The following is a 22,198-nucleotide window of genomic DNA, read 5'->3' as shown; positions in this document are numbered from 1 at the left end:
GCCGCGATCGCCCTGTGGACAACCGCGTCGGGGGCGACCGCGGCGGGCCTGATGCCTGTGATGCTGCCCGTATGACATCCCCCGTGCGGGCGGCCACAGGTCTCGTCCTCGATCCCGATGTGCTGGTGCTGCACCGAGCCGACGGTTCGGTGCAGCTCGGGTGGGGCCCCGACACTGCCGCAGTCGTCGTGCCGCCCGACGGTATGGACGCGTTCGATGTCCGCGCCCTGCTCGTACTGCTGGACGGGAGCCTGCCGTACGAGGCTCTCGTCGAGGCGGCCGCAACGCGCGGCCTGCCGGCACCCGCTGTCCGGGCGCTCCTCGACGAACTGGTCGGCGCCGGATCCGTGCGGCCGGCGCGACCCGCAACCGCGGCCGCGTCGTCTCCGCCGTGCGTGCGGTTGTACGGGGCGGGACCCCTCGCACACGCGCTCGCCCCGCATCTGTCGCTGTGGGACACGAGGTGGTTCCGGTCGGTTCCGCGTACCGACGACGCCGGTCTCACCACCCGGTTACCGGACTGCGTCGTGCTCGCCGACACCCAGGTGCCCGATCCGCGTCTCGTGCAGATCCTGATGCGCCGCCGGGTCCCTCATCTGGCGGTCCGCGTACGTGACGGGCGCGGCGTCATCGGCCCGTTCGTTGTTCCCGGCCGTTCCAGTTGCCTGCGCTGCGCGGACCTGGCTCGCACCGACGCCGACCCGTCGTGGCCGCGGCTCGCGGCACAGTTGTCCGGGCGGGAGGGACGAGCCGAGCGCTCCGTGATCGGCGCCACCGTCGCGGCCGCGCTGGCGCAACTCGATCTGTTCTTCGCCGACACTGCGTCGGCCGCGCGGATCGCGGGCGCCGGTGCGCTCGCCCTCGACCGCACGATCGAGTGGGATATCCGCAGGACACAACTCATCACCCGCAGGTGGCACCGCCATCCCGACTGCGACTGCCCGACTATCCCCGTCCCCGTTCAGGCATGATGGGGAGCGTGTCAGACATCCCTCGCAGAAGCTCTTCGCGTACCGCCAAACTCGCGAGCATCCCGCTGGGCATCGCCGGACGCGCCGCTGTAGGTTTCGGCCGGCGCCTCGCAGGTGGTGATCGCGGCGAGATCGACGCCGAGATGACTGCGAAGGCCGCCGAGCAGTTGTTCACGGTGCTCGGTGAGCTCAAGGGCGGCGCCATGAAGTTCGGGCAGGCTCTCAGTGTCATGGAGGCCGCTGTCCCGGAGGAATTCGCGGAGCCGTATCGTGAGGCACTGACCAAGCTGCAGGCGGCAGCACCTCCCCTTCCGGCCAAGTCCGTGCACCGTGTGCTCGATCAGCAACTCGGCACGAAGTGGCGCGAGCGATTCCAATCCTTCGATGACGTGCCCACGGCCTCGGCGAGCATCGGGCAGGTGCACCGCGCGGTGTGGTCCGACGGACGCGACGTCGCCGTGAAGGTGCAGTACCCCGGGGCCGACGAAGCACTGCGCGCGGACTTGCGGACGTTGTCGCGGTTCGCGGGAGTATTCGCGACCATGATGCCGGGCGCGGACGTCAGGGCGCTCCTCGACGAACTGACCGCCCGCACCGAGGAAGAACTCGACTATCGCACCGAAGCCGACAGCCAGCGGGCATTCGCGCGGGCCTTCGACGGCGACGAGAAGTTTCTCATCCCCCGCGTGGTGGCCAGTGCGCCGAAAGTGATGGTGACGGAATGGCTTTCCGCCACGCCGCTGTCGGTGATCATCAACGAGGGCACCCGCGAGCAACGTGACCGCGCGGGGGCGCTCCTCGCCGAATTCCACTTCTGCAGTCCGGCCAGAGCCGGTCTGCTGCACTGTGATCCGCATCCCGGCAACTTCATGTTGCTCGAGGACGGACGACTCGGCGTGATCGACTTCGGTGCCACCGCCGCGATGCCGGACGGATTCCCCCCGGTGCTCGGGCGCATGGTGCGACTCGCCCTCGAGGAACGTTTCGACGAGCTGACCGCCCTGCTCTACGACGAGAAGTTCGTACTCCCCGGCCGCACTGTCACCGATCAGGAGATCGCCGACTACCTACGGCCCTTCACCGACCCGATTCAGACCGAGTCGTTCCATTTTACGCGGGCGTGGCTGCAGAAGGTGGCGGGCACCGCGACGGATTTCTCGAGTGCACAGTTCCGGACTGCACGGACGTTGAACCTGCCACCGGAATACGCAAGCATCTTCCGCGTTCTGCTCGGGTCGGTGGGTATCTGCGCGCAACTCGACGCGCAGGCTCCCTATATGGCGATTCTCTCCGAATGGCTGCCCGGCTTTACCGAGGAGTAGTCGGGGCCGGGCAGCCGATTCAGGCGTGCACCAGTTCTTTTCGCGGTTCGGCGACGACCGTCTTCCGGGGTCGCCCGCGGGGGCGTTTCCGGGCGACCACCGCGCCCTGGTGGATGATTTCGCCGCCCCACACTCCCCACGGTTCTTCGCGGTCGAGCGCTGCGGCGAGACAGCGCGCGCGTACGGGGCATCCGGCGCACAGCGATTTCGCCAGTTCCAGATCTGCCGGGGCCTCGGCAAACCACAGATCGGGATCGTCACCGTGACAGGGCAGAGGATCGCCCGCACGGAGGGTGTTTTCGCCGACACCTGATGCGGTCGAAGGGTTTTCGCTCGGCACGAGGACTCCTAGAGGTTCGATCGAAAGAGATGCGATGCGAACTCCGGCCGAAAAGACAAAGGCCACGGTCCGCTGGGCGGTTGTCCGTGGCCTGGAGTCGGAAGGGACTACCGCGTAGGTGTCCCGACGAGTCGTCCGGCCACGGACGAGAAGGCTGCTGCGCGCCGACGCCATGTGCGCGGGGCGGCGGCGGATGCGGCGCGCGCCACGACGGGAGCGACGGCCGCATAATTGATGCTGATCATCACGGGCCACCTCGCTTTCGTCGTCACGCACGGGCTTCTCCCGTGGCAATGCAATACACAATAGTAATGCTGGTGCGATCAGCACAAGTTATTTTCTACCTGCGGTTTTGTCCAATTTTTGTCGAGCGTGGTTCGATTCGCCGCTCGCACCCTCACGCGGGACTAGAGTCCCGGCCATGCCACTGTCGACAACGAAATGTGTATCGGTTCTCGATTGTCCCGATCCCCGCGCGCTCGCGGGCTTCTACCGGGACCTGCTCGGCTGGACCACCGCGCGGGACGACGACGATTGGGTCGAACTCGCGCGCGACGACGCGAATTCGCTCGCATTCCAACGCGCACCCGATTTCACGCCCGCGCGCTGGCCTTCCGAAAGTGTGCACGTCCACCTCGACTTCTACGTCCCCGAATTCGAGCACGCCGAACGTCTCGCGCTCGACCTCGGCGCGACCCGCGTCGACGATCCGTCGAGCACAAAGAACTTCCGGGTGTACCGCGATCCCGCAGGCCACCACTTCTGCCTCTGTGTGGAGCCGGTGGGCCTAGATATCTAGCGTTGCCGCAGTACGTTCGCCCCGCACGAGCGCGAGCACGTCGGCGCCGTACTGCTCGAGCTTCTTCGCGCCGATGCCTGGAATCGAGACGAGCGCGCGGTCGTCGCGCGGCTGTTGCTCCGCAATCGCCACCAGGGTGTTGTCGCTGAACACGACGTAGGCGGGGACCTTGAGCTCCTTCGATCGCTCGCGGCGCCATTCCTTCAGCGCGACGAGCAGTTCCTCGTCGAGGTCGGACGGACAGCCCTCGCAACGCCCGAGCATCGTCGAGGTGGTGCCCAGGAGCGGCTTACCGCAGATCCGGCACTGCGGACGCTTCTTCTTCGGTGAGGCCGGCTCGACGATCTTCGACGCCGGAGAACTGTCGGGGATCAACCCGTTCAGGAAGCGGGACCGCCGCCGTGAGCGGCGCCCGCCTTCGGTGCGCGCCAACGCCCACGACAGCGACAGGTGCACCCGGGCGCGGGTGACGCCGACGTAGAGCAGACGGCGTTCCTCCTCGATACCCGCTTCGTCCGGAGGGGTGTCCTTGTCTCCGGTGACGTGGGTGATCGGCAGGGTGCCGTCGGTGAGCCCGACGAGGAACACCGCGTCCCACTCGAGGCCCTTCGCGGCGTGCAGCGATGCCAGAGTCACGCCCTGCACCGTCGGGGGCTGCCGCGATTCGGCGCGGGCCGCGAGGTCGCGCAGCAGACCGGTGAGGGTCAGCTCGGGTTCGTGCTCGAGCAGTTCTTCCGTGAGCTGGACCAGCGCCACCAGCGACGACCACCGTTCCCGGGCCTGCGCACCGGTGGGTTCGGTGTCGGTCAGGCCGAGCGGCACCAACGTGGCCCGGACCAGCGTGACGAGATGGCTGCCGCGATCGGCTCCGTCGGGCAGGTCGTTGCGCGCGTCGACCTGCCGAAGCGCGTTGATCGCCTGCCGCACCTCGGCGCGGTTGAAGAACCCCTCGCCGCCGCGCACCTGATACGGGATGCCGGTCTCGGTGAAGGCTTGCTCGTACACTTCCGATTGCGCGTTGATCCGGTACAGCACCGCGATTTCCGACGCCGGCACGCCGTCGCGCAGCAGTTTTGCGATGGCCTTCGCGGTCGCCTTCGCCTCCGCGGGTTCGTCGTCGTACTCGGCGAACGTGGGTTCCGGGCCGGGCGGCCGCTGCCCGATCAGTTTCAGCCGGGTGCCGGCGATCCGCCCGCGGGCTTCGCCGATGACGCGGTTGGCCAGTTCCACCACCTGCGGGGTCGAGCGGTAGTCGCGCTCGAGCCGGACGACGGTGGCGTCGGGGAACCGGCGCGAGAAATCGAGCAGGTACTTGGGCGACGCGCCCGTGAACGAGTAGATGGTCTGGTTGGCGTCGCCGACCACGGTGAGATCGTCGCGGTCCCCGAGCCATGCGTCGAGCACGCGCTGTTGCAGCGGCGTCACGTCCTGGTATTCGTCGACGACGAAACAGCGGTAGCGGTCGCGGAACTCGTCGGCGACAGCGGTGTTGTCCTCGAGCGCGGCGGCCGTGTGCAACAACAGATCGTCGAAGTCCAGGTAGAACCCTTCGTCGCCGCGGAACTTCAGCGATTCGTACATCTCGTACACCGCTGCGACGCGCTCGGCGGCGGCCGGCGGCTCGCGGCGGACCCGCGCGACCGTGGCCGGATAGTCTTCCGGCGCGATCAGCGACCCCTTGGACCACTCGATCTCCGAGAGCAGGTCTCGCACGGTGTCGGTGTCGGTCGGGAAGCCGCACCGATGTGCTGCCTGCGAGACGACGGAGAACTTGCGATCGAGCAACTGCCACGGAGTATCGCCGACGACCTGCGGCCAGAAATACCGCAACTGCCGCAGCGCCGCGGCGTGGAAGGTGCGGGCCTGCACCGACGGTCCCGGTGCACCGACCCCCAGTTCACGGAGCCGCGAGCGCATCTCCCCCGCAGCCCGCGCGGTGAAGGTGACTGCCAGAACCTGGCCGGCGGCGACGTGCCCGTCGGAGACGAGGTGCGCGATGCGGCGGGTGATGGTGCGGGTCTTGCCCGTCCCGGCGCCGGCCAGCACACACACGGGGCCACGCGGCGCCCGCACAGCCGCCGCCTGTTGAGGGTCCAGGCCGTCTGCAACCGCATCCACACGCATGGCCTCCATCATGACAGTGCGAACCGACAACGCGACGCCGCACATCCTGTGCAGGCATATCCGCTGTGTCCGCGACCACATTCGGGGACCGGTCGGAACAGATCGCGGCGGCTGTGATGTTCTCGAAGTCATGACCACCACCGATGCACCCGCCTTGACCGTCTACTCCACCACGTGGTGCGGCTACTGCAAGCGTCTGAAGAAGCAGCTCGACGAGAACGGCATCGCCTACACCGAGATCGACATCGAGGCCGATCCCTCGGCAGCGGAATTCGTCGGCAGTGTCAACGACGGCAACCACATCGTGCCGACCGTCAAGTACGCAGACGGCACCACCGCCACCAACCCGCCGCTGTCGGCGGTCAAGCGCGCGCTCGGTCTGTAACAGCCCGGATCAGCCCCGGGCCCATCCTTCGAGCATGCCCCGGGCAATGGAGATCGAGCCCGGCAGCAGCAGAGGCACCTCGTCGGCCGACGCCCAGTCGCCGGCCTCGAGTGCGTTCCGCACCTCGTCGCGAGTGAACCATCGCGCCTCGCCGATCTCGCCGTCCCGGAATTCCAGGGGCTGAGCGGGGTCGGCGACGGCCGCGAACCCGAGCATCAACGACCGCGGAAACGGCCATGGCTGGCTTCCGAGGTAGCGGATGTCACGCACGTCGACGCCGACTTCTTCGCGGATCTCCCGCACCACACACGATTCCAGCGATTCGCCCGCCTCCACGAATCCTGCCAGGACGGAGAAGCGCCGCTCCGGCCACACGGGTTGACGCCCGAGCAGCACCCTGTCGCCCCCGTCGTGCACCAGGCAGATGACCGCCGGGTCCGTGCGCGGAAATTCCTCGTGCCCGGTCTCGGAACTGATCCGCGACCATCCGGACATGGTGGGTTCGGTGAGGGAACCGTCGACCGCGCTGAACCCTGCCCGGTCGTGCCAGTTGAGCAAGGCCACCGCACTCACCATCAGGTCCGCGTCCGCGTCGTCGAGTGCGTCGCCGACCTTGCGCAGGTCCGCAACCTCTCCCGTCTGTGCGAGTACGCGGACGGCCCACACGTGCCGCTCGTCGCGCACACCGAGAAACACCGCCCCGGGGGCCGGCTCGGGGCCGAGTTCCGCGGCGGCACGGAACACCAGTGCCCCGTCCGCCACGGGCACCTGTCCCCGTCGGTCCACCTTCAGGAGTTTCGCGTCCGCCCACCCCGCCCGCAGCGCGTCCTCGTCGGAGCGAAGCTCTTCGGCGCGCTCGACGACGGTGCGCGACAGGAGTGGGGTACCGGACAGAGAGAAACTGGTCACTTCGAGCACACTAGCCGCGCATCGCGCCCGGCTGCGTGCCCACGAGCCGGATGTAGAGCAGCTTGTCGCCGGCCTCCACTGCATCCACCTCGGGCGAGCCGATCCGCCACATCCGGCCGTCGCGCACCACGGCAAGGACGATGTCCTTGAGGTGTCGCGGCGAACCGCCGATCTCCGACGGTTCCACGTCACGTTCGGCGATGGCGAATCCGGCTTCGGGGGTGAGCAGGTCCTCGATCATCTCGACCACGTTGGGTGTCGTCGTAGCGATACCCAGCAGGCGGCCCGCGGTCTCGGAGGAGATGACCACCGAGTCGGCACCGGACTGCCGCAGCAGGTGCGTGTTCTCGGACTCGCGGATCGCGGCGACGATCTTGGCTTTGGGGGCGATCTCGCGGGCACTCAGAGTCACCAGCACCGCGGTGTCGTCGCGGTTCGCGGCGACGATGACAGCGGCGGCGTGCTGCACACCCGCGAGGCGGAGAACGTCCGACTTGGTTGCCGAACCCTGGACCGTCACCAGTCCCTGCCCGGCCGCGGATTCCAGGACGACGGGATCGGTGTCCACCACCACGATGTCGGATGGGGCGACACCGTCGCCCAGCATGGCGTCGACGGCGGTACGGCCCTTGGTGCCGTAGCCGATGACGACGGTGTGATTACGCACGCGGCGCCTCCATCGTTGGATCTTGAATGCTTGTCGTGAACTCGCGGTCAGAGCCGACAACGTCGTTCCGACCAGCACGATCAGGAAGAACACCCGCAGCGGGGTGATCACGAGAACGTTGATCAGGCGCGCTTCGGGTGTGAAGGGAGTGATGTCGCCGTACCCGGTGGTCGACAGCGACACGGTCGCGTAATAGAGGCAGTCCAGCAACGACAACGCGTTGCCTTGGGCGTCGCGGTACCCGTCGCGGTCGAGGTAGACGACCACCACCGCGAACAGCAGCGCCGCGAAGGCGTAACCGATGCGACGCGCAATCGCGATTCCGGGACTCGTCTGCTCTTCCGGCACCCGGAGGACGCCCACCAACGCGAAGTCCGGACGCTCGGTGAGCTGATCGGAGCGACTGAACCTCGCACGCAATCTACCGGGCATCGTGCCTACTCCACCTCGTCTCGGTCCCCAGGGGGGACCTCACTTACACCGTAGCGATGCCGGACGGCCATCGATTCCGGATCGCAGCCTACGCGCCGCCCGCTACTGTGGCGCCCATGTCCACCCAACCGTCCCGACGACCGGCGTTGCGGCTCGCCGCATTGCTCCTCGGCGCAGGCACGATGCACTTCGTCCGACCGCAACCCTTCGACGGCATCGTCCCCCGCGCGCTGCCCGGTTCCGCCCGCACCTACACCTACGTCTCGGGAGTCGCCGAGCTCGGGGTCGGGCTCGCGCTCGTGGTGCCGCGTACCCGCCGGACGGGTGGCGCGCTGGCTGCTGCGCTGTTTCTCGCGGTGTTCCCTGCGAACGCGCAGATGGCCGTCACGTGGCTGCGCAGCGACCGGATCTCACCGGTGGCAAAGGCCGTCGCGGTGGCACGGCTGCCGCTGCAGATCCCTCTCGTCACCGCGGCCCTCGAGGTGCGTCGCCTCGCCCCGGGGGCGCACCGCCGCTGACCCGTGCGTCTACGCACCGAGGAGAATGTCGACGAGTTCGGACGGGCGCGCAAGTGCCACAAGGTGTCCCGAGTCGACGACCACCGGCTCGACACCGACGCGCGCACGGGACAGTGCCGTCAGGAACGGGAGCGGGAACAACCGGTCGCGCCGGCCTGCGACAACCCGCACCGGAACGTCGGGCCAGCGCTCGGCATCCCAGGCGGGTTCGAACGCCGCGTCCGACAAGCGCGTCTCCTCGTGGGCGAACGCTTCCTCGGTGACGGCGTCCGGGATGTCGTGGAAGAACAACTCCCGTATGTCGAGCGGTGCATCGGGGTCCCGTCCGTCCGCGACGGCCTGCTCCCGCTGAGCATCCTCGTGCCCGACGTCGCCCCACCACTGCGCCGGTGATTCGCCGGGCGCAGGGATCATCGGTGCCACCAGCACGAGTTCGTCCACAGCACACCGCTCTGCGATACGAACGGCGGTGAACGCCGACATCGATTGGGCCACCACCACGAGGGGTCCGGGAGCATCGCCGAGCGCCGCAACCACGAAGTCTGCGTACGAGTCCTGGTTCTCGTTGTCGTCGGCGTACGGGAGATCGACGGCGAGCGCGTCGTGCCCGCGTCCCTCGAGCATCGGCACCACCCGGTGCCAGTACCAGGAGTCCGACCCTGCTCCCGGCAACAGCACAAAGGTCGACACGGCCGCCCCTTTCCGTCGAACGGTGCCTACGAGCGTAACGGCGCGCGGGGGCCCCGCACAGCGGGTTTCACAGGCCGGCGGGTTTTCACAGGCCGGCGGGTTTTCACGGGCCTGAGCCTCGTGTCCACCTGATGCAGCCCGCGGATGTGCCTCTGGTCTGCGCGTCATCGATGTGGCGCGTTACCAGTACTGGTGCTGGTGCCCGTCGGTGTCGGCAACGAAGACGATCGCGTCGGCGCGCTCCACGTCGGCCGGACTCAGCGGAATATGTCCTCGGACAATGGGTTCGCCCGTGCCGAGCGAGCGCGGAAGGGCAGCGTGCAAGGGCTTCGCAGGGAACATGGCGCGCCGTGCGGTCGCCTCGGCGAGTGTGCCCTGAAGGGTGCCTGGACGGGGGTGCGGCCCGGCGTCCGCGGCAACGAACATGTAGCGCTCTCCGAGAGCAAAGCCGACGAGCGCACCGGCACTTGGCCATATCGCTCCCTCGTCGCCGTCCGGCATAGACGACTGCATCTGCTGGAGGTGGGCGTTGTGCGCAAACACCAGGCTCGGCCCACGGCCCTTCTCCTTGGACACGATCGCGAGAAGGTTCTCGGCCATCATGGCGGCGCGCAGGCCGAGCAGGGTGGCGATGCGGTCCGATGCGGTGTGGGCCATGGCCGCGTGGTAGCGAAGCAGACCTCGCGCGGTGTGCGCGTACGCGAGGGCATCGTCGTACGCCACCGGATCGGCGGGAGCGAGGACGGGCGCTGCACGGCGCAGCACGCTGACGAGGTCGTCCGCGACCAGGCGCAGGGCGCGAGCACGCTCGGAGTCCCCGATGGACGCGGCCGGGTCGCGCATCGCGTCCGGGTTCGTCCAGGCCGTGTCGTCGCCGAGCAGTCCGTCGATGTCCCCGGCCGAGTCCGGATGCAGCGCAGCGGGTAGGTACTCCAGAACGACGGACAGTGCGTGTCGTGGACTGGGTGCGCCGGAGAATTCCACCGGGGCGTCGAATCCGTAGAAGCGCACCCGATCCCGCGCGGGACGACCGGTGTTGTAACCGCGGAGCCATTCGACGAGTTCGCGGTTGCCGGGGACGCGGCCGAAACCATGACTGAAACCGCGCTCGAGGACATCGTCGATCTCCGTTGCCCCGCCCCCGACATAGTTGTCGACGACAGAAGCGGCGAGGACATCGGTCTCCAGCACGATCGAGCGGTATCCGCGTTCGACGAGGTGACAGAGAAGTTCGTTGCGCAGCAACGGGAATGCAGCGATTCCGTGGGTCGGCTCGCCGAGGGCGAGCAGGCTCGGGGGTTCCTGCCGCGTGGCAAGCAACTCGTCGAACGCGCTTCCCAGATCTCCGGGCGTGTCCAATTGCCGGCAGATCTCGGTCGGCGACGTGGTCGTAGACATGAATTCTCCTTCCGGGAAAACCTGCCTTCGAAGCTATCGTTGAAGAATCGGGTGAAGGTTGTCTCCTATCGGCCCACGACAGGGAGATCCAAGCCTCAAACAAAGGAAATACGATGCGGCCCGTCGACCTCGCCCGCGAACACGGGTTGTCCGCACAGGCGATCCGCAATTACGACGATGCGGGCATCTTCCCGCCGACCGGGCGCACCGAGGCCGGCTACCGGTATTACACCCCTCTTCACGCGCAGGCTCTGCGGACCTTCCTCACGTTGCGGCGCGGACACGGGCACCGGCGAGCGACGGACATCATGCGTGCGGTCAATCGGCACGACACCGAGTCCGCCTACCGGCTGATCGACGCGACACACGTCGAGGTGCTCGCCGAACGCGACACCCGAACAGAGGTCGCGACGGTTCTCGGTGGTCTCACCGCGACGGCACCTGCTTCCGTCCCGGGCCGGCCCCTCACGGTGGGCGAACTGGCACGAAGGCTCGGAGTTCACGCGGCGACGCTGCGGGCGTGGGAGTCCCAGGGAATCCTCCGGCCCGAACGTGATCGCGCGACCGGTTACCGCATGTTCGGTGCCGAGTCCGTGCACGACGCCGAGATCGCACGACAGTTGCGCCGGGGCGGCTACCCGCTGCGCCAGGTCGCCCGGTTCCTCGCATCGCTGCGCGACGCGGGCGGTGCGGACGCACTGAGCCGGTTCCTCGGCTCCTGGCAGGCGCGGCTGGCTGTGCGCAGCCGGGACCTCCTTGCCGGCGCGGGGACACTCGACGCGTACCTGTCCCTCCTCGACCACGCCGCGGCCTCCTCCGGCGCTGCTGCACCTTCCGACAGCGCGCCGCCGCCCCACACCGGCTAGGAGGCGGGCTCCCCCGGCTGTCCGGCATCCCCGGCAGAATCGTCCCGGGCAGAGTCGTCCCCGGCACCCCGCACGAGCTGTTCCATCGCGGCCGCGCCGGGGAGATCTCCGGGTGCGACGGTGCGGCCCGTACGGACGTAATGGAATGCCGCACGCACCTTGTTCAATGGAGGCTCGGCCGGTCGCCCGGTGATGCGTGTGATGCGGGCCGCCATGAGCTGCGCCCACGCCAGCCGATATGCGGCCAGCTGCAGACCGACCGACGCCAGTGCGTCCGCGTCGGGCTCGGCACCGGTCTTCCAGTCGATGACCGTCCAGCCTCCGTCGGGATCCTCGAACACCGCATCGATGCGACCACGGATGACGGTGCCGCCCAGCGACGTCTCGAACGGGACTTCCACCTCGACCGGGTTGCGGGCAGCCCACGGCGACCGCAGGAACGCCTCCTGCAGCCGCTCGAAGTGGGATTCGTCGCCGCCTTCGTCGTCGGCGCCGGGAAGTTCGTCGAGGTCGAGCAGACGCGTTGCGCCGAAACGGCGTTCGAGCCACGCGTGGAAGGCGGTACCCCGGCGCGCCAGTGGGTTCGGCCGGAACGGCAGCGGACGACGCAGACGTGCTGCCAGCGCCTCCGGGTCGGTCGCGAGGTCGACCAGTTGGCTGACCGACAGCTGGGCCGGGAGCATCACCTCGGCGGCCCGTTCGAACCGCTGTTCCCGTTCGGCGAGCAACGCATCGACGTCGGCTGCCCAGTCGTCCGGATCGTCCTCGCTGCTGCCGGGCGGATTCGGTTCGCCGGCGTCGAGTGCCGAGAGCACGAGCGCAGCTCCCCGCTGGACGTCGGCACGACGCGAACCGAGCGGGTCGCGAGGCCAGGTGGCACTGCGGGGTGACTCCGTCATGGGGTTGCGAGCACCGGGTTCCGGTGCCGGCTCCCACACCTCGATCGTCCCCAGTTCGCTTCGCGCCGAGACCAATTCGTGCATCTCCTCGAGGAACTCGGACGGGCCCTTCGGTTCGGCCCCCGTATCGCCCCAGTGGTGACCCGACACGAACAGGGCACGCTCGGTGCGCGTGAGCGCGACATAGAACAACCGGCGATCCTCGTCGAGCTTGCGACTCTTGAGGGCACCCTTGTGGCGGTCGATGGCGTTCTCGAGCATCTTGCGATCGAAGATGTCGTCGAGTTCGAGCACCGGCACCCCGTCGGTGCTCGACCCCGGATCGTCGCCCGGCATCGCGCGGTCGCCACGCAGCTGCGGGGGCAATTCGGTGACGGACCCCAGCCACGTCGCGGCGGCAGACGAGGACGGAAAGACGCCCGCGGTGACGTGCGGAACCGCCACGACCTCCCATTCGAGCCCCTTCGCCGAATGGACGGTGAGTATCTGCACCCGTTCGGGGTCGACTTCGACCTCACCCGGCGCGAGCCCCTTTTCGATCTCCTCCGCGGCCGCGAGGTAGCCGAGCAGTCCACCGAGGGTCGCGTGTGTGCGCGCCGCATACGACGCCACCACATCGGCGAACGCGTCGAGGTGCTCACGGCCGGCGATACCGCCGCGACCACCGACTCGCGCTTCCGCTTCGATACCGATTCCGAGGACCCGTTCGACCTCGGCAACGAGTTCGGTGAGCGGCTGGCCGAGACGCTCACGCAGCGAGGCGAGTTCGCGGGCCAGCGCGGTGATGCGCGCGAACCCGAATTCCGAGTACTGGCCCGGATCACCCGGATCGGAGATGGCGTCTGCCAGGCCCGCCTGGTCGGCGTATTCGCCGGGCAGCGAGGAATCGAGTGCCTCGTCGAGCGCATCGGGGTCGGTGACGGCACCGGCCACTCCGTAGCGACCGGCGATGGCGAGTGTCTGGGCGCGTCGCCACAGTGCCTTCAGATCGGCCGCGCCGATCTGCCACCGGGCACCGGTCAGCACACGCACGGCCGCACTGCCGGCCAGCGGGTCGGCCGCGAGCCGCAACATGGCGAGCAGGTCGGCGACCTCGGGCGTGTGCAACAAGCCCCCGATGCCGACGACCTCCACCGGCAGGTCGCGGGCACGCAGGGCTTCGGCGATCGGGGCGGCGTCGGCGTTGCGCCGCACCAGCACCGCCGCACTCGGCGGTGGTTTTCCGGCCTCGCGCGCGGCTGCGTACTCCGCGGCGATGCGGTCGGCGACCCAGTTGCGCTCGGCGTCGATGTCGGTGTGCAGCGCCAACCGCACGTCGCCGGGCACGGCGTCGGGCCGGGGCCGCAGGCGGCTGACCGCCACGCCACGATCGCGCAGGGGTTCGGACGAGACGTTCGCGAGGTCCAGGGCTTCGGGAGGATTGCGCCAGCTGGTCAGCAGTTCGAGGGTGGGCGCGGGACGCCCGCCCGGCAACGCGAAGTCGGTGGCGAATCGCGGGAGGTTCGCCGCCGAGGCGCCGCGCCAGCCGTAGATCGACTGCATCGGGTCGCCCACGGCGGTGACCGCGAGATTCGGGTCCTGAGCACCTCCGAACAGCGATCCGAGCAGCACGCGCTGCGAGTGACCGGTGTCCTGGTATTCGTCGAGCAGCACGGCCCGGAACCGTTCGCGTTCCCCGGCGCCCACTTCGTAATGATCGCGGGCGACCCGCGCGGCGAGCGACATCTGACTGCCGAAGTCCAGGGCGCCTTCCCTGCGGAGGGTGTCGGACAGTCGCTGGACGAGCGGGAGCAACTGCAACCGGTCGTGCTGTGTCTCCAGGTATCCGAGAAGCGTTTTCGACGGTCCGCCGCGCTGGCCCGGCCCTGCCGGCAGCGTATGGATCAGCTTGTCGAGTTCGGTGTGCGCCTCGCGAAGGTCTTCCGGCTCGACGAGATGTTCGGCGAGCTGGCCGGACAGCGCGAGCACCGCCTCCGTCACCGACGCCGGGCTGCGGTCGGTATCGAGTTCGCCGTCCCACGCACTGACGACCCGGTGGGCGACCTGCCACAATTCCGTTTCCGACAGGAGCGTTGCCGTCGGTTCGATCGGCAGCAGCAAGCCGTGCTCGCCGAGCAACCGGCCGGCGTACGCGTGGTAGGTACCCACCTCGGGCTCACCGGCGAGGATGCGGGCGCGCAGGCCTCCCTCCGGGTCCAGATCCCGGATCAGGGCCGAGCCTGCGAGTTTCGCGAGACGGGTTCGGATGCGGGCGGTGAGCTGTTGGGCGGCCTTGCGCGTGAAGGTGAGGCCCAGCACCTGTTCCGGTTCGACAAGCCCGTTGGCGACGAGCCACACCACCCGTGCGGCCATCGTCTCCGTCTTGCCTGCTCCGGCACCCGCCACGACGAGCACGGGCCCCATGGGCGCTTCGATGACGGCGGCCTGCTCGTCGGTCGGTGGATGTTGTCCGAGCGCCTCGGCCAGCCGGGCGGCACTCACTGCGGGGGTGGTCATCCGTCCGTCACCTGCCTTCCTTCGTCGTGGGCAGGGCAACTGGAGAGCACCGGGCAATGCCGGCAGCCGTCGTTGACCTGCGCGAGGAACTGCGGTCCCTGCGTCGCCGCGGCCGCCTCGTGGATCACCTCGCGCCAGTGGGCGAGGCCCTCTTCGTCGAGGGGCGGCTGTAAACGCTGGGTCGCGCCTTCCTTGTTGTGAGGTTTGGCCACGAACACCAGCCGGGCACCACCCGGCGACGACGCCGGTTCCCCTTCGATCGCTCCGGCAGCAGCCGCCACCTGGTACGCGGCGAGCTGTGCGTGGTCGCGCGCGGCGTCCTTGGACACGGGATTCTTCGCGGTCTTGACGTCGACGACGACGGGCCGCCCATCGGGGTCGCGTTCGAGCCGGTCGATGCGGCCTTTCAGCCGCACGCGCGGCAGGTCGTCGGAGGGGGGTTCGAGTATTCCGTCGACACTGACCTCGACGCCGATCTCGGTGAGGTCGTTGCGCGTGCCCTGCAGCCAGGTCGAGAACGTGTCGAGCATGCGGCGGGTGCGCTCGAGTTCACGTTTCGCATACCACTCGGACCCCAAATCGACTGAATCCCACGCCTTTTCGAGAGCCTGATCGATGCGCTCGGGCGGGATACGGCCGGCGAGGGCCTGCACGAGCGTGTGGACGAGCGTGCCGGTGACGGCGTGACTGTTCTCGCCGTCGGCACCTCCGTGCCGCTCGAACATCCATCGCAGCGGGCAGGTGACGAGTTGTTCGACGGTGGACGGCGACAACCGCACCGCGTCGTCGTCGGGATCCCACAACGGCGCCGCGGTACTGGGATCGGAAGTGCCGTACCACTCGTCGGGGTGGGCACCGCGCACGCCCGCGCGGGCGAGCCGGGCCAGTTGCGCGGCCGCCGTGCGCTGCCGCTCCGGTTCGTGTTCGGCAACCAGCGGATCGCACACCACGCTGCGCAGTTCGGCGACGAGCGCGGGCAACGCGAGCACCCGGATGCGCACCTCTTCGGGCAACTCGGGGTCGGGCACCGCATCGGAATCGTCGCCGCCGAGCAGTTCGTCGACGAACCGCGAACGTACGAGTTCGGTATCGCCGCTCACCGAATCGACCGCGGTGACCACCAGGTGTGTGCGGGCTCGGCTGCAGGCGACGAGGAACAGCCTGCGCTCGTCGGCGAGCAGTGGTGCCATGCGCGACAACCGCACCGACGCATGCTCGCCTCCGTCGGCACCCGACACCGCATCGATGAGCGATTCGATGCCGAGCAGCGTGCCCCGCGCCCGCAGACTCGGCCACAAGCCTTCCTGCACACCGGCGACCACGACGACATCCCATTCGCGCCCGGCGGCGGAATGCGCGCTGACCACCGTCACCGCTTCGGTCTCGGCGACCAACCGCGTGCGCACGGTGCCGGGAATCTCCTGCTCGGTCAGGTAATCCACGAATCCTGCGATCTGCGCGCGGGGTAGGCGGTCGACGTAGTCGGCGGCGGCGTCGAACAATGCCACGACAGCGTCGAGGTCGCGGTCGGCCTGCGCGCCGACCGGTCCGCCGCGGGCCGACGCGGCGGCCCAGCGTCGTTCGAGACCGGTGGCTTGCCAGGCCTCCCACAGCACGTCCTCGAGTCCGCCGCCCCGCAGGGCCGCGGAGCGGGCTTTGCGCAGCACGCCGAGAACCTTTCGCAGCGGCGCGGACTCCACCTCGGTCAGGCCGCGGACGAGGTGGGCGGTCTCGCCGCCCTTGTCACCGCCGTCGCCGTCGGTGAGCAGCAGACGCAGCAGTTCCGCAGAGTCGCGGTCGCGCCCGGACGCCAATTCGACGCGGCGCAGACCTCGCCGCAGACGACGCAGGGCGACGGGTTCGGCACCGCCGACCGGACCCGACAGCAGCGCCAGCGCCTCCTCGCCGCCGAACCGGCGACCGGACACTGCCCGCAGCACGAGCAGCAGACCTGCCACGCTGTGCTGCCGGGCGAGAGGGAGTTCGGAGGCCGCGGTGGTCATGGGGACGCCGGCGGCGAGCAGCGCGCGTCGCAGCGGTGCGAGGACTCGCGGCACCGATCGGACGACGATCGCCATGCGGGACCAGGGCACTCCGTCGACGAGGTGGGCGCGGCGCAGGGTGTCGGCGACGAGCGCGGCTTCCTTCGCCTGCGACGACTGCACCACCACCCGCACCGTGCCGGGTTCGGTTGCGGCCTCGGGTGAGATGCCATCGGGCGAGGTGCCATCGGGCGAGGCGGCGCCGCGATGCGGAGGCAGCCCGGGCACTCTGCGCGCGATGCGGTGGGACACCGCCGCTACCGCGGGCGCGGCCCGGTAATTGGTACCGAGCACGATGCGGCGAGACGGGTCGTCGTCGGCCAACCGTTCGAGAAAGGTGGGATCGGCGCCACGGAAACCGAACACGCTCTGGTCGGGGTCGCCCGCGACGGTGCTCGTCCGGGTACCGGTGCCGATCACCCGCACCAGGTGAGCCGCCTGCGGGTCGAGGTGCTGCGCATCGTCGACGAGAAGGTGACGAACCCGGTTGCGCTCGGACGCGAGCAGGTCCGGGTCGGTCGCGAACGCGGCAAGCGCCGCCCCGACGAGTTCTGCCGCGTCGAGCGCGGGCGCGGTCGCTTCGGGTGCTTCGAGACCGACGGCGCCGCGCAGCAGCATGACCTGCTCGTACCGCTGCGCGAATCGCCCGGCCGCGACCCACTCGGGGCGATCACGCCGCTCGCCCAGTGCGACGAGGTCTTCGGGACCGAGCCCGCGCTCGCTGGCACGCAGCATCAGATCGCGGAGTTCGACGGCGAATCCGGTCATGCCGAGGGCGGGGCGGAGTCGCTCGGGCCACCCGGTGGCACCGTCGTCGATGTCGCCACGGAGCAGTTCGCGTAGGACCGCGTCCTGTTCGGCGCCGGTGATCAGTCGCGGCGGCGGGTTGCCGTGCGCAGTTGCCTGTAAGCGCAATACCGCGAACGCGTACGAGTGGACGGTGCGGACCAGCGGTTCCCGGGTGGCGCGTGCACCGGCACCCAGCAGCCCGGCGGTGATCGCCTCGCGCAGCGCTGTCGCGGCGCGACGGGAGTGGGTGAGTACGAGGACGGACTCGGGGTCGACCCCGGAGGAGATGCGGTGTGCCACCACGTCGACCAGCAGCGACGTTTTGCCGGTACCGGGCCCGCCGAGCACCTGCCAGGGGCGCCATCGCGGGGCGGGCGGTGCGTCGGCGAACACTGCCCGCACATCGTCGGGCCACGTCCTGGCGGCTGGTGCGACATCCGGTCGCCGGACCAGTCGCGCGGCAGGTCGTCGCGAGCGGTCGGGCGCACGGAGGTCGAGGTCGGGCATATCGACATCCCACCAGAACCCCCCGACAACCGGCCGGTGGCATCTGCCGTCTCCCTGCCCGAAGAATCGTTAACGCCCGGAAGCAACGGGTAGGTAAGGCTAGGTTAAGCTCTGCCTCGGCTGCGGCACCACGCCGCCGACTGTCGACGCAGAACGAGGATCACAGCTATGAACGCCATCCGTAACTACCGGCGCGCCGCAATCGGCGCCCTGGCCGTCATCGCCCTGGCCGGGTGCTCCACTTCCACGACCGACGACGCCGACACCACCGCGGCAGCCCAGACGGTCGCGATCGAGGACAACTTCGGCGAGCAGACCGTGACGACTCCGCCGAAGTCCGTGGTGGCGACGGACAACAGCACGTTCGAGACGCTCGACTCGTGGGGCGTGGACCTGTCGGCCGGCGCCGTGAGCCTGATGCCGAGCACGATCGGGTACAAGCAGGACAGCGACGTCGTCGACCTCGGCACCCACCGCGAGCCGAACCTCGAGGCGGTTGTCGCGGCCGAGCCCGACCTCATCATCAACGGCGGCCGGTTCGCGCAGTTCCGCGGGGACTTCGAGCGCCTCGCGCCCGACGCCGCCATCGTCGAGGTCACTCCGCGCGACGACCAGCCGTTCGACGCCGAGCTCAAGCGCGGCACCACCGTTCTCGGCGAGATCTTCGGCAAGCAGGCCGAAGCCCAGGCCCTCAACGACGCGTTCGACGCCTCGATCGCGCGCGTGAAAGCCGCCTACTCCCCCGACACGTCCGTGATGGGCTTGATCACCTCCGGCGGCGAAATCGGCTACGTCGCGCCGAGCACCGGCCGCACGATCGGCCCCATGTTCGACATCTTCGGTTTCACCCCGTCGCTCGAGGTGCCCGAGAGCTCGGACAACCACCAGGGCGACGACATCTCGGTCGAGGCCGTCGCAGCCTCCAACCCCGACCTGATCATCGTGATGGACCGTGACGCGGGAACCGCCAACGGTGGCGGCGAGGGATTCGTCCCCGCGGCGAACATCATCGAGAACACCGAAGCGCTGAAGTCCGTCACCGCCGTCAAGGACGGCAAGGTGATCTTCCTGCCGACCGATACCTACACCAACGAGAGCATCCAGACGTACACGGAGTTCTTCAACTCCCTCGCGGACCTGCTCGAGCAGCAGAAGTCCTGATCTTCGTCACTCCTGGCGCCCGCGGGTTCGTCCCGCGGGCCCAGGCATGAATGCCTCACGGAAGACAGCAGCATCGATGAGCACAACGACGGTTTCCCCGACCCGCAAGGGCCGGTTGTTCGACTGGAAACTCCTCCTGGGAATCCTCGGAGTCTGTGTCCTGCTGACCATGTCGCTGTTCACCGGGGTGTACGACATCTTCGGCGGCGAACAGGGCTGGGAGATGTTCGAGATCACCCGCATCCCCCGGACGATCGCGCTGGTTCTGGCGGGCGCGGCAATGGCGATGTCGGGGCTGGTGATGCAGTTGCTCACCCAGAACCGGTTCGTCGAGCCGACCACCGCCGGCACGACGGAGTGGGCGGGCCTCGGCCTCATCCTGATGATGATCCTCCTGCCCGGATCCGGACTCGTACCGCGGATGATCGGGGCGATCGCCGCCGCCTTCGTCGGCACGATGATCTTCTTCCTGTTCCTCCGCCGCGTCTCGCTGTCCTCGTCCCTCATCGTGCCGATCGTCGGCATCATGCTCGGCGCCGTCGTCGGCTCGATCACGACGTACCTCGCCCTGGCCACCGACATGCTCCAGAGCTTGGGCGTGTGGTTCGCCGGAAGCTTCACCTCCGTCCTGCGGGGACAGTACGAGGTGCTCTGGATCGTCGCCGCGGTTGCGGTCGCGGTGTTCCTGGTCGCGGACCGCCTCACGGTGGCCGGCCTGGGCGAAGACGTGGCGACGAACGTCGGGCTCAACTACACCCGGATCATCTTCCTGGGCACCGGCCTCATCGCTGTGGCCACCGGCGTCGTGACCGTCGTCGTGGGAAATCTGCCGTTCATCGGCCTCATCGTCCCGAACATCGTCTCCATGTTCCGCGGCGACGACCTGCGCAGCAATCTGCCCTGGGTCTGCTTGCTGGGCATCGCGATCGTGACGGTGTGCGACCTCATCGGGCGGACGATCATCGCCCCGTTCGAGGTCCCCGTCTCGCTCATCCTCGGCGTGGTCGGCGCCGTCGTGTTCATCGCTCTACTGCTGCGGAGCCGTCGTCATGCCTGAAACCATGCCCGTCAGCGCGGAACCGGCGGTCGCGGCACCGCCGGCGGAACTTCCCACATCGGACGTCTTTCCGAACCCGAAGGCGCGCCGGCGCTACTGGATTCTGCTCGCCGGCCTGTCGCTGCTCGCGTGCTTCTTCGCAGTAGGAACGCTGGTGTGGAACAACCCGATGCCGTTCGGGAGTTCCGGATTCTGGCGGATCACGGAGATGCGGGCGACCAGCCTTGTCGTCATCGCAATCGTCGTGGTGTGCCAGGCCACCGCCACCGTCGCGTTCCAGACGGCGACGAACAACCGGATCATCACACCGTCGATCATGGGATTCGAGGCACTGTACGTCGCGATCTCCACCGCCGCGGTGTACTTTCTGGGTGCCGTCGGAGTCGTTGCACTGCAAGGAACTCCGCAGTTCCTCCTGCAGATCGCGCTGATGGTCTTCTTCTCGCTCGTGCTCTACGGGTGGTTGCTGTCGGGTAAGTACGGCAACCTGCAGGTGATGCTGCTCGTCGGGATCATCCTCGGCGGTGGGCTCGGCTCCGTCTCGACCTTCATGCAGCGACTGCTCACCCCGAGCGAATTCGACATCCTCACCGCGCGGTTGTTCGGGTCCGTGTCCAACGCGGACGCCTCCTACCTCCCCGTCGCGATTCCCCTGTGCCTAGCCGCTGCCGCCGCACTGTGGTGGCGTGCACGGAAACTCAACCTGGTGGCGCTGGGACGCGACATCACCACCAACCTCGGCCTGAATCACCGCCGCGAGATCATGATCGTGCTGTTCCTCGTGTCGGTCCTGATGGCCGTCTCCACCGCCCTCATCGGACCCATGACGTTCCTGGGCTTTCTCGTGGCCACCCTCGCGTACCAGTTCGCGAACACCTACGACCACCGATACGTGTTTCCCGTCGCGGTGCTGACCGGGTTCGTCATCCTCACGGGGGCCTACTTCGTTCTCAAGAACATCTTCTACGCCGAGGGCGCGGTGTCGATCATCATCGAAGCCGTCGGCGGTTCGGTGTTCCTCTACGTCCTCCTCCGAAAGGGCAGACTGTGATCGAGCTCAAGGGCGTCCGCAAGGACTATGGTGACGGGGTGTCGATCGGCCCCGTCGATCTCCAGATTCCGGCGGGCGGTATCACCGCGCTGGTCGGGCCCAACGGAGCCGGCAAGTCGACGCTGCTGACGATCATCGGCCGGCTGCTCGGTGCCGATTCCGGTTCGATCGAGATCGCCGGATACGACATCGCGCGCACCCCGTCGAAAGACCTCGCGAAGATCGTCTCGATCCTGCGTCAGGAGAACCACTTCGTCACCCGGCTGACGGTGCGTCAGCTCGTGGGCTTCGGCCGGTTCCCGCATTCGAAGGGCCGTATCACCCGGCAGGATCAGGAGATCATCAGCCGCGCGATCGAGTTCTTCGACCTCGGCCCGCTCGAGAACCGCTATCTCGATCAGCTCTCCGGCGGGCAGCGCCAGCGCGCCTATGTCGCGATGGTGCTGTGCCAGGACACCGACTACGTCCTTCTCGACGAGCCGCTCAACAATCTCGACATGCGGCATTCGGTCCTGATGATGCAGCACCTGCGCCGTGCCGCCGACGAACTCGGGAGGACGGTGGTCATCGTCCTGCACGACATCAACTTTGCCGCGCACTACGCGGACCGGATCTGCGCGGTGAAGAACGGGCGCGTCGTCGAGTTCGGGACCCCGCAGGAGATCGTGGTCGACGACACGCTCACCCGCGTGTTCGACACCCCGGTGACCTGCGTGGACGGCCCCAACGGCCCGCTGGCCGTCTACTACCGGTAGCCGGCTGCGATAGTGGTCGC

General features: G+C 68.6%; 19 protein-coding genes. 10 read left to right on the top strand and 9 right to left on the bottom strand.

The genetic code is table 11. The annotated features are described in order from the left end of the window. The first annotated feature begins 71 nt into the window (after positions 1-71). Complete coding sequence (locus tag ACFWBU_RS17325) at positions 72-971, top strand: TOMM precursor leader peptide-binding protein (protein ID WP_378528819.1); 900 nt, start codon at positions 72-74, stop codon at positions 969-971. Continuing rightward, positions 968-2,293, top strand: a complete 1,326-nt coding sequence (locus ACFWBU_RS17320) for an AarF/ABC1/UbiB kinase family protein (protein WP_169619720.1) — start codon at positions 968-970, stop codon at positions 2,291-2,293. The genes ACFWBU_RS17325 and ACFWBU_RS17320 overlap by 4 nt, the downstream gene beginning before the upstream one ends. Before the next feature lie 19 nt (positions 2,294-2,312). Here ACFWBU_RS17320 and ACFWBU_RS17315 read toward each other — a convergent pair whose 3' ends face one another. Both ACFWBU_RS17315 and ACFWBU_RS17310 read right to left on the bottom strand, forming a co-directional pair. Further along, a complete protein-coding gene (locus ACFWBU_RS17315; RefSeq protein ID WP_378528820.1) occupies positions 2,313-2,567 on the bottom strand; it encodes a WhiB family transcriptional regulator in 255 nt (84 codons plus the stop codon). A gap of 173 nt (positions 2,568-2,740) precedes the next feature. Continuing rightward, the gene (locus ACFWBU_RS17310) at positions 2,741-2,878 is read right to left on the bottom strand and encodes a hypothetical protein (protein WP_296549960.1); all 138 of its coding nucleotides are present in this window, start codon (positions 2,876-2,878) and stop codon (positions 2,741-2,743) included. 176 nt (positions 2,879-3,054) lie between these two features. On the opposite strand from ACFWBU_RS17310, the gene ACFWBU_RS17305 reads away from it, so the two are divergent. After that, complete coding sequence (locus tag ACFWBU_RS17305; RefSeq protein WP_378528818.1) at positions 3,055-3,432, top strand: VOC family protein; 378 nt, start codon at positions 3,055-3,057, stop codon at positions 3,430-3,432. On the opposite strand, the gene ACFWBU_RS17300 is transcribed toward ACFWBU_RS17305, so the two are convergent. Next, the gene (locus ACFWBU_RS17300) at positions 3,421-5,556 is read right to left on the bottom strand and encodes an ATP-dependent DNA helicase UvrD2 (RefSeq protein WP_169619723.1); all 2,136 of its coding nucleotides are present in this window, start codon (positions 5,554-5,556) and stop codon (positions 3,421-3,423) included. The genes ACFWBU_RS17305 and ACFWBU_RS17300 overlap by 12 nt on opposite strands. 130 nt (positions 5,557-5,686) lie before the next feature. Here ACFWBU_RS17300 and ACFWBU_RS17295 point away from each other — a divergent pair, with 130 nt between their 5' ends. After that, positions 5,687-5,941 carry a mycoredoxin gene (locus ACFWBU_RS17295; protein ID WP_169619724.1) on the top strand — a complete coding sequence of 85 codons (255 nt, stop codon included), beginning with the start codon at positions 5,687-5,689 and terminating at the stop codon, positions 5,939-5,941. A 9-nt stretch (positions 5,942-5,950) separates the two neighbouring features. Here ACFWBU_RS17295 and nudC read toward each other — a convergent pair whose 3' ends face one another. Together nudC and ACFWBU_RS17285 are read right to left on the bottom strand one after the other, a co-directional pair. Next, positions 5,951-6,850, bottom strand: coding sequence for an NAD(+) diphosphatase (nudC, locus tag ACFWBU_RS17290; RefSeq protein WP_378528817.1), 900 nt, complete (start codon positions 6,848-6,850; stop codon positions 5,951-5,953). A 10-nt stretch (positions 6,851-6,860) separates the two neighbouring features. Then, positions 6,861-7,949, bottom strand: coding sequence for a TrkA family potassium uptake protein (locus ACFWBU_RS17285; protein WP_169619726.1), 1,089 nt, complete (start codon positions 7,947-7,949; stop codon positions 6,861-6,863). Between the two features lie 116 nt (positions 7,950-8,065). Here ACFWBU_RS17285 and ACFWBU_RS17280 point away from each other — a divergent pair, with 116 nt between their 5' ends. Further along, complete coding sequence (locus ACFWBU_RS17280) at positions 8,066-8,467, top strand: hypothetical protein (protein WP_378528816.1); 402 nt, start codon at positions 8,066-8,068, stop codon at positions 8,465-8,467. Positions 8,468-8,476: 9 nt separating this feature from the next. On the opposite strand, the gene ACFWBU_RS17275 is transcribed toward ACFWBU_RS17280, so the two are convergent. Then, a complete protein-coding gene (locus tag ACFWBU_RS17275; protein ID WP_346765050.1) occupies positions 8,477-9,157 on the bottom strand; it encodes an alpha/beta fold hydrolase in 681 nt (226 codons plus the stop codon). A 180-nt stretch (positions 9,158-9,337) separates the two neighbouring features. Continuing rightward, positions 9,338-10,555, bottom strand: a complete 1,218-nt coding sequence (locus tag ACFWBU_RS17270; RefSeq protein ID WP_378528815.1) for an erythromycin esterase family protein — start codon at positions 10,553-10,555, stop codon at positions 9,338-9,340. A gap of 113 nt (positions 10,556-10,668) precedes the next feature. On the opposite strand from ACFWBU_RS17270, the gene ACFWBU_RS17265 reads away from it, so the two are divergent. Next, entirely contained in the window at positions 10,669-11,421 is a 753-nt protein-coding gene (locus ACFWBU_RS17265) for a MerR family transcriptional regulator (RefSeq protein ID WP_169651708.1), read from the top strand. Here ACFWBU_RS17265 and ACFWBU_RS17260 read toward each other — a convergent pair. Both ACFWBU_RS17260 and ACFWBU_RS17255 read right to left on the bottom strand, forming a co-directional pair. Continuing rightward, the gene (locus ACFWBU_RS17260) at positions 11,418-14,816 is read right to left on the bottom strand and encodes an ATP-dependent helicase (protein ID WP_378528814.1); all 3,399 of its coding nucleotides are present in this window, start codon (positions 14,814-14,816) and stop codon (positions 11,418-11,420) included. The genes ACFWBU_RS17265 and ACFWBU_RS17260 overlap by 4 nt on opposite strands. Beyond that, a complete protein-coding gene (locus tag ACFWBU_RS17255; RefSeq protein WP_378528813.1) occupies positions 14,813-18,154 on the bottom strand; it encodes an ATP-dependent helicase in 3,342 nt (1,113 codons plus the stop codon). The genes ACFWBU_RS17260 and ACFWBU_RS17255 overlap by 4 nt, the downstream gene beginning before the upstream one ends. A gap of 168 nt (positions 18,155-18,322) precedes the next feature. Here ACFWBU_RS17255 and ACFWBU_RS17250 point away from each other — a divergent pair, with 168 nt between their 5' ends. The 4 genes from ACFWBU_RS17250 to ACFWBU_RS17235 all read left to right on the top strand — a co-directional run bounded on the left by ACFWBU_RS17250 (position 18,323) and on the right by ACFWBU_RS17235 (position 22,178). After that, positions 18,323-19,315, top strand: coding sequence for a siderophore ABC transporter substrate-binding protein (locus ACFWBU_RS17250; protein WP_169619733.1), 993 nt, complete (start codon positions 18,323-18,325; stop codon positions 19,313-19,315). Between the two features lie 76 nt (positions 19,316-19,391). Further along, complete coding sequence (locus ACFWBU_RS17245) at positions 19,392-20,372, top strand: ABC transporter permease (protein ID WP_169619734.1); 981 nt, start codon at positions 19,392-19,394, stop codon at positions 20,370-20,372. Beyond that, positions 20,365-21,423 carry an iron chelate uptake ABC transporter family permease subunit gene (locus tag ACFWBU_RS17240; RefSeq protein WP_378528812.1) on the top strand — a complete coding sequence of 353 codons (1,059 nt, stop codon included), beginning with the start codon at positions 20,365-20,367 and terminating at the stop codon, positions 21,421-21,423. Before ACFWBU_RS17245 ends, ACFWBU_RS17240 begins: the two co-directional genes overlap by 8 nt. Next, positions 21,420-22,178, top strand: coding sequence for an ABC transporter ATP-binding protein (locus ACFWBU_RS17235; RefSeq protein WP_169619735.1), 759 nt, complete (start codon positions 21,420-21,422; stop codon positions 22,176-22,178). Before ACFWBU_RS17240 ends, ACFWBU_RS17235 begins: the two co-directional genes overlap by 4 nt. The last annotated feature ends 20 nt before the right edge of the window (positions 22,179-22,198 follow it).

Source organism: Rhodococcus sp. NPDC060084 (assembly GCF_042730335.1).
Lineage (GTDB): Bacteria > Actinomycetota > Actinomycetes > Mycobacteriales > Mycobacteriaceae > Rhodococcus.
Note: the sequence above shows the minus strand (reverse complement) of the source record. Positions and strands in the feature narration are given on the sequence as shown.